This is a genomic window from Quisquiliibacterium sp., from assembly GCF_982640115.1.
The window spans coordinates 1-7,085 of the sequence record NZ_CEXFHW010000192.1; the positions used below are offsets into that span (position 1 = coordinate 1).

At 72.9% G+C, this 7,085-nt stretch carries 6 protein-coding genes; 4 read left to right on the top strand and 2 right to left on the bottom strand.

Annotated elements, in window-relative coordinates; translation table 11 throughout:
- The coding region (locus AC2H6A_RS16625; RefSeq protein ID WP_484274830.1) for a TetR/AcrR family transcriptional regulator at window positions 1-355 on the bottom strand (355 nt) is incomplete at its 3' end.
- A 63-nt stretch (window positions 356-418) separates the two neighbouring features.
- On the opposite strand from AC2H6A_RS16625, the gene AC2H6A_RS16630 reads away from it, so the two are divergent.
- Both AC2H6A_RS16630 and AC2H6A_RS16635 read left to right on the top strand, forming a co-directional pair.
- Window positions 419-3,796 carry a cytochrome P450 gene (locus tag AC2H6A_RS16630; protein ID WP_484274831.1) on the top strand — a complete coding sequence of 1,126 codons (3,378 nt, stop codon included), beginning with the start codon at window positions 419-421 and terminating at the stop codon, window positions 3,794-3,796.
- An 85-nt stretch (window positions 3,797-3,881) separates the two neighbouring features.
- On the top strand, window positions 3,882-4,367 hold the full coding sequence (locus AC2H6A_RS16635) for a rhodanese-like domain-containing protein (RefSeq protein ID WP_484274832.1): 486 nt from the start codon (window positions 3,882-3,884) through the stop codon (window positions 4,365-4,367).
- Between the two features lie 29 nt (window positions 4,368-4,396).
- On the opposite strand, the gene AC2H6A_RS16640 is transcribed toward AC2H6A_RS16635, so the two are convergent.
- Window positions 4,397-4,984 (bottom strand): NAD(P)H-dependent oxidoreductase, encoded by a 588-nt coding sequence (locus AC2H6A_RS16640; RefSeq protein WP_484274833.1) that lies wholly within the window; start codon window positions 4,982-4,984, stop codon window positions 4,397-4,399.
- Between AC2H6A_RS16640 and AC2H6A_RS16645 the strand changes: the two genes are divergently transcribed.
- The gene (locus tag AC2H6A_RS16645; RefSeq protein WP_484274834.1) at window positions 4,983-5,957 is read left to right on the top strand and encodes a DMT family transporter; all 975 of its coding nucleotides are present in this window, start codon (window positions 4,983-4,985) and stop codon (window positions 5,955-5,957) included. The genes AC2H6A_RS16640 and AC2H6A_RS16645 overlap by 2 nt on opposite strands.
- 11 nt (window positions 5,958-5,968) lie before the next feature.
- Window positions 5,969-7,085: HAD-IC family P-type ATPase (locus tag AC2H6A_RS16650; protein ID WP_484274835.1), on the top strand; the 1,117-nt coding region annotated here is incomplete at its 3' end.

A 7,085-nucleotide genomic window follows, 5' to 3' on the forward strand; every position in this document is an offset into this window, starting at 1 on the left:
CCGGCGCGCTCGGCTCGCCGGCCCTGAAGGCCTGGGTGAGCGCCGCGCGCAGTTCCTCGATGATGCGCTGGTGGACACCCGCGAGCAGCGCCTCGCGGTTGGCGAACGACTCGTAGAAGTAGCGCTCGGTGAGGCCGGCCTGGGCGCAGACCGCGCGCAGCGTGGCCGCCGCGTAGCCCTGGGCGCCGATGATCTCCAGCCCGGCATCGAGCAGGCGCTCGCGACGGGCCTGGCGGCGTTCGAGGTCGCTCACCCCGCCGTAGGCGCGACGCGCCGGGGCGCGCGCCGGCACGGACCCGCGGGCGCTCGAGGCCGCGGCTGCGCGACCGGGCGTGGATCTGGCGGTGCCGCTCATGCCCCGATGTTGACATCAAAACCCCTCGCCCCTAAAGTGACATCACTTGATGTCAGATAAGCCATGAACGCGCCACTCACCGTCCGAGACATTCCCACCCCGCCCGGCCTGCCCTTCCTGGGCAACCTGCTGCACATCCCCAAGGCGCGGCTGACGCAGTACCTGCTGGCCATGAGCGCGCAGTTCGACGGCATCCTGGCGCTGGATTTCGCCGGTCATCGCCTGCCCTTCGTGTTCGACGCCGACCTGGTGGCCGAGCTCTCGGACCCCCGGCGCTTCCAGAAGACCATCGGCCCGCCGCTCTCCACCCTGCGCAAGCTGGCCACCGACGGCCTGTTCACCGCGCACGGCGACGAGCCCAACTGGGGCAAGGCCCACCGCATCCTGATGCCGGCCTTCGGGCAACGGGCCATGAAGGGCTACTTCCCGTTCATGCTGGAAGTGGCCGAGCAGCTCGCGCAGTGCTGGACCCGCCGCGGGCCCGAGTCCGACATCCCGGTGGCCGATGACATGACCCGGCTCACCCTGGACACCATCTCGCTGGCCGGCTTCGGCTACCGCTTCCATTCCTTCGAGCACGAGCAGCTGCATCCCTTCCTGGGCGCCATGGGATCGGTGCTCGAGACGGTCATGGCGCGCATCACCCGGCTGCCCATCCAGAACCAGTTCATGAACGCCGAGAAGGCGCGCATGGAGCTCGACATCGGCACCATGCATGCGCTGGTCGACGAGGTGATCCGCGCGCGCCGCAACCAGCCTGCGGCCAGCGGTGGCCAGCGCGATCTGCTCGACCTGATGCTGCAGGCTCGCGATCCGCTCACCGACGAGCCGCTCGATGACGAGAACATCCGCTCGCAGGTGATCACCTTCCTGATCGCCGGCCACGAGACCACCAGCGGCACGCTCACCTTCGCGCTCTACCTGCTGATGCGTCACCCCGAGACCCTGGCCCGCTGCTATGCCGAGGTCGACCGCGTGATCCCGGCCGGCACCGAGCCGGCCTTCGAGCACATCGCCCGGCTGGAGACCCTCGAGCGGGTGCTGCGCGAAACCCTGCGGCTGTGGCCCACCGCGCCCTCCTATGCAGTGGCACCCGTGGAAGACACCCTGCTCGGCGGGCGCTACTGGCTGCCCGCGGGTCAGCGTGTGGTGGTGTTCCTGCCGGCCCTGCAGCGCAATCCGCGCCACTGGGCCCGGCCCGAGCACTTCGACATCGACCGCTTCCTGCCGCAGGCCCGCGCCAGCCACCATCCCCATGCCTACAAGCCCTTCGGCAACGGCGAGCGGGCCTGTCTTGGCCAGCAGTTCGCGATCACCGAGGCCAAGCTCGCGCTGGCGATGATCCTCAAGCGCTTCGCGCTGAGCGACCCGGACGACTATCGCCTCGCGGTCAAGGAAACCCTCACCCTCAAGCCCGAGGGCTTCCGCCTGCGGGCCGAGCCGCGGGTGCAGCCCGCGCCGGCCGCGCGCGGGCCGGGCCCGGCGCCCGCCGCCGTGCCGACGCACCGCGTCGATGGCGATGCCGGCCTGCCCCTGGCCCGCGCCGCCACCGACGCCGCCGACGCCGCAGCGGGCTCGGCCCAGGCCGACCCCGCCGCGCGCCCGTTGGTGCCGCCCGGCACCGGGCTGGAGATCCGCTACGGCAGCGGCGTGGGGGTGTGCGCCGAGGTGGCCGAGCAGGTGGCGCAGATCGCCCGCGAGGCGGGGCTGCAACCCCGGGTGCGCAGCCTGGATGAGGCGCTGCCGGGCTGGCCCGAGCAGGGCTGGCTGGTGGTGGTCACCGCCACCTACAACGGCCGCGCGCCCGACAATGCCCGCGGGCTCGAAGCCGCGCTCGACGACGGCTCGGCCGCGGCCTGGCGCGCGCCCGGTCTGCGCTGGGCGGTGCTCGGCTGCGGCAATTCCCAGTGGCCGGCCTACCAGGCCTTCCCCAAGCGCGTGGCCGCGGCGCTGACCGAGAGCGGCGCCCAGCCCTTCCTGTCGCGCGGCGAGGCCGATGGCAACGGCGACTTCGACCGCGCCATCGACGACTGGCTGCAGGCCTTGCGCAGCGCGCTGCCCCGGGTGGCCGAGCCGGCCGATGGCGACGAGCCGGCCGCGTCGGGCGAGGCCGGGACGTCGGCATCGGCCAGGGCGTCCCAGGCACGACCTGCGGTGGAGCCGCTGCGCGTGACGCTCGCCGATCCGGTGTCGGCGCGTGCGGCCTTTCTGCCCGCGGGGCTGCAGCCCATGACCGTGCTGGCCAGCGAGCCGCTGATCCAACCCGCCGAGGGCCTGTGGGACTTCCGTCAGGAGGCCCCGAGAGCCGACACCCGGCTGCTGCGGGTGGCCCTGCCCGAGGGCATGAGCTATGCCACCGGCGACCATCTCGCGGTCTGCGCCCGCAACCATCCCGACGAGGTGGCTGCGATCATCGCGCGGCTGGGCCTGGCACCCGATGCCGTGGTCAGCCTCTCGGGCGAGGACGCGCTCGCGCGGCAGCTGCCGCGCGGCCAGCCGATCGCGCTCGCCCAGCTGCTGAGCGAATTCGTGGAGTGGCATGAGCCGGCGCGCCGGCGCGACATCGAGCGTCTGCTGGCCGCCACCCGCTGCCCGGTGACCCGCGCCACCCTGCAGTCCTGGCTGGGCGAAGGTCCTGCCGACGAGGCCGCGCGCCAGCGTCTGGCGCAGGCGGTGACCGCGCCCCGCCTGAGCGTGGCCGATCTGCTGATGCGCCACCCTGCCATCGAGTGTTCGATCACCGACTTCCTGAGCTGCTGCGTGCCGATGCGGCCGCGCTGGTACTCGATCTCGTCCTCGGCGCTGGCCAGCCCGCGCGAGCTCACCCTCACGGTGGGCGCGCTCGACGCGCCACACCTCAGCGGTCAGGGCCGGCACCGCGGTATCGCCTCGGGGCATCTTTGCCGGGCAAAGCCGGGCGATGTCCTGCTGGCCCGGGTGCGCACGCCCGCGCCGGCCTTCGCGCCGCCTGCCGACAGCCGCGTGCCGATGATTCTCATCGGCCCCGGCACCGGCATCGCGCCCTTTCGCGGCTTCGTGCAGGAGCGGGCCTGGCAGCGCGCGCAGGGCATGGCCGCCGGGCCGGTGTGGCTCTTCACCGGCGGGCGTCATCCGCAGCACGATGCGCTGCACGGCGACGAACTCGCGCAGTGGGCCGCGCAAGGCGTGGTGCAGCTCAGCGCGGCCTGGTCGGCACTGGCGGGTCATCCCTGGCGCTTCGTGCAGGATGCGCTCTGGGCGCAGCGCGACAGCCTGTGGCCGTGGCTCGGCGATGGCGCGCTGCTCTACCTTTGCGGCGACGGCAAGGCCATGGCGCCGGCGGTGCGCAACACGCTGCTGCGCATCGCCACCGACAAGCTCGGCGGCGATGCCAGCGCGGCGCAGACCTGGTTCGGTGACCTCGCCGCGAAGGGTCGTTTCCTGCAGGATGTCTTCAACTGAGCCGGCACGCACCGACCAGACCGTCAGCCAGGGGCGCGAAGCAGGCACAATGAGGGCCCACCCGCAGACCCGCCCGAGCCCCGCCATGAACACCCCCCGCCAGCCCGCGGACGACGCTCCCGACACCCAGCAGATCCTGGCCCGCGCCACCGAGCGCCTGCCGGCCGGCGCCGATGGCCGCCGGCCCTATGCCGGCGATGTCACGCCCAACGAAGCCTGGCAGCTCATGGGCCGGCCGGGTGTGCGCTTCATCGATGTCCGCAGCCCCGAGGAGCATCGCTATGTCGGCCATGTGCCGGGCTCCGAACTGGTGGTCTGGCGTGGCACCGGTGAGGAACAGGTTGACCAGTTCATGAAGGAACTCGGCGAGCGCGCCGCGCCCGACGAGGTGGTGCTGCTGCTGTGCCGCAGCGGCGTGCGCTCGGTGCGCGCCGCCACCGCCGCCACCGCGCGCGGCTTCAGCCGCGCCTGCAACATCCTGGAAGGCTTCGAGGGCAAGCTCGATGCCAACGGCCAGCGCGGCCACCTCGACGGCTGGCGCAAGACCGGCCTGCCCTGGAAGCAGGACTGACCCGGCATCCCGTGGCCGGCCGCGGCGGCTCAGCTGCCCACACGCCCCAGTCGGCGCATGCGCGCCAGCCAGGTCACCCGCGCAGCGTCAGTCAGCGCGCCGGCCTGACCGACCAGGGTCTCGTCCACCGGCGAGAACCCGACATACCCCAGAATGTTGCGTTCCAGCGAGCGCACGCTGTGGGCCCGGAACCAGAAGCGGTACACCATGGCCGGCATGCCCATGGTCACCACCACCCGCGCCGAACGGCCCGCCAGCAGCCGCTCGCCCACCGGATCGCCCGGCCGCGGCCGGAACGCGAAGCCGGGTCGTGCCACCTGTTCCAGGAAGGCCTTGAGCAGCGCCGGCATGTCGCCCAGCCACAGCGGGAAGAAGATCACCACATGGTCGGCCCAGACGATGCTCTCCTGCGCGGCGCGCAGGCCGGCGGGCGCGGGGTGGGTCTCCCAGTCGTGGGCGCTGCGCAGTACCGGGAAGTCCAGCGTGGCCACCCTCACCTCGCGCAGTTCGTGGCCCGCCCCTTGCGCGCCCTGCGCGTACGCCGCGGCCAGCCCGTGGCACCAGTGGTCATCCGCCGCATGCGGATGGCCCTGGATGATCAGAATGCGTCTCGACATGACCGACCCTTCCGCTGACTCCAAGACCTCCATGCTGCGGCCCGAGGTGCAGGCCGGCATTGACATCGGGCAAGCGCGGCCCGATCCGGCCCCGCCCCCGCCCCTGGTGGGCGTGATCGCGCTGCTGCTGATCGCCACCGCCATGGGCAGCAACCATGTGGCCGGGCGCATGGCCTTCGACCACGGCACCAGCGTGCCGCTGGCGGTGGTCACCCGCGCCGGCGTCACCGCGGTGCTGATGGCCGTGCTGGTGCGGCAGGCGGGCCTGAGCCTGGCCCTGCCGCGGGTCACGCTCACCGGCGCGGCCGCGGCCGGCCTGCTCATGTCGCTGCAGAGCCTGTGCCTGACCAGCGCGGTGGCGCGCATGCCGGTGGCGCTCGCGCTGCTGGTGTTCAACACATTCCCGATCATGCTGGCGCTGCTGTCCTGGCTCACCGGCGGCGAGCGGCCCAGCCGGCGCGCGCTCACCGCCATGCCGCTGGCGCGGGCCGGCCTGAGCCTGGCGCTGGGCGGGCGCCCTGGCGCCTTCGCCGGCCAGCCCGGCCAGGACCTGATCACCGGCAGCCTGCTCGCGCTGTGCGCCTCGGTGTGCTTCGGCTCGGTGCTGCTGATCACCACCCGCTGGCTGCCGGCCGTGGATGGCCGGGTGCGTACCCTGGTGCTCACCGGGGTGGTGGCGCTGGTGGGGCTGGCCGCCGCGCCCTTTGCCGGTGGCCTGGTGCCGCCGCGCGATGCCACCGGCTGGTATGCGCTGGCCGCGCTCACCGCGCTCTATGCGGCCGGGCTGAGCTCGCTCTTCGTGGTGCTGCCGCGGCTGGGCGCGGTGAACAATGCCGCGGTGATGAACTTCGAGCCGATCGCGGCGCTGATCGGCGCCTGGCTGGTGCTCGATCAGGCCATGGGCTGGCTGCAGCTGGTGGGCGCCGCGCTGGTCATCCTGGCGATCGTGCGGCTGTCCACCGGGCGACGCTGAGACGCGATGCCATGAGCGACGAGCCGCAGGCCTGGTGGCTCGACGCGAGCGAGGCCGCCGATGACCCCGATCGCGGCCTGAGCAGCGCGCAGGCCGCGGCGGCCCTGCAGCGCCATGGCCCCAACCGGCTCGACGATGACAGGCCCGTGCCGCTGCTGCGCCAGTTCGCGGCCCGGCTGCGCAACCCGCTGGTGCTGGTGCTGCTCGTGGCCAGCGCAGTGTCGGCGCTCTCGGGCGAGTTCGCCGACGCGCTGATCATCGCCTGCATCGTGCTGGCCAGTGCCACGCTGGAGTTCGTGCAGGAGCACCGCGCCCAGCGCAGCGCCGAGGCCCTGCGCCGCTCGGTGAGCGCGCGCGCGCGGGTGGTGCGCGACGGCGCCGAGCGCACCCTGCCGCAGAGCGAGCTGGTGCCCGGCGATCTGGTGCTGCTGGCCGCCGGCGATCTCGCGCCGGGCGATGGCCGCGTGCTGCAGGCCCGCGACTGCTTCGTCAACCAGGCCATGCTCACCGGCGAACCCTATCCGGTGGAAAAGCGCGCCGGCATCCCCACCGATCGCGGCGGTGAACTGCACGAGGCCAGCAACGCGATCTTCATGGGCAGCGCCATCATCGGCGGCAGCGCCCGCGTGCGCCTGGTGCGCACCGGCGCGAGCACCGCGGTGGGCCGCATCGCCGGCGCGCTGGCCAGCCCCTCGCCGCCCAGCGCCTTCGAGATCGGCACCCGCCGCTTCGGCATGATGATCATGCGCCTGGCGGTCCTGATGGTGCTCTTCGTGCTGCTGGCCAATGCGCTGATGCATCGGCCGATGCTGGAATCATTCCTCTTCGCGGTGGCGCTGGCGGTGGGCCTCACCCCCGAGCTGCTGCCCATGGTGGTGTCGGTGACCCTCTCGCGCGGCGCGCTGCGGCTCGCCCGCCGCGAGGTGATCGTCAAGCGCCAGAGCGCCATCCAGGATCTCGGCTCGATGGATGTGCTGTGCACCGACAAGACCGGCACGCTCACCGAGGCGCGCATCCACATGGAACGCCATGTCGATCTGCACGGTACCGACAGCGCCCGCGTGCTCGAGATCGCCTGGCTGAACAGCCGGTTCGAGAGCGGGCTGCGCAGCCCGCGCGACGAGGCCA